General features: G+C 63.6%; 1 protein-coding gene. It reads right to left on the bottom strand.

What is annotated here, in order from left to right; genetic code table 11:
- On the bottom strand, positions 1–481 hold a 481-nt coding region (locus AACY08_RS29170), incomplete at both ends, for a cation transporting ATPase C-terminal domain-containing protein (RefSeq protein WP_339472553.1).

The following is a 481-nucleotide window of genomic DNA, read 5'->3' as shown; positions in this document are numbered from 1 at the left end:
ACCGGGGTATCGACGTCCGCTGATGCGCATGGCGTGATGGGCGGCTGGGCCTGATCGCAATGCCTTTCAGCACCTCCGCACAGGCCAGATAGGCGACCACCACCACAAGGATTCCGCCCGTCATTGCCAGCGGCGGCGTCTGGAAGCCCAGCCAGTGCGCCAGCGGCGTGAAGGGCAGGGTAAGCGCCACCAGTAACGCGCCGAGCGACGTCATCGTCAGGATCGGGCTCGCGCGGTTTGCCCACGGCCTGCCATTGGTGCGGATGATGAAGATCACCAGCACCTGTGTCGCCATCGATTCCAGAAACCACGCGGTACGGAATTCAGGCGGTGCGGCATGGAACAGCAGCACCAGCCCGGCAAAGGTCAGCAAGTCGAACAACGAGGAGAGCGGCCCCATGATCGCGGCGAATTTTACGAGGTCGCGCAAATTCCACACTTGTGGCTTCGCAATCGCCTCGGCGCGGACGGTGTCGAACGG

This window comes from Pseudomonas sp. EL_65y_Pfl1_R83 (assembly GCF_963970695.1).
GTDB lineage: Bacteria > Pseudomonadota > Gammaproteobacteria > Pseudomonadales > Pseudomonadaceae > Aquipseudomonas > Aquipseudomonas tritici.
The sequence above is the reverse complement of the archived record's forward strand: the minus strand, read 5'-3'. Positions and strand labels throughout refer to the sequence as shown.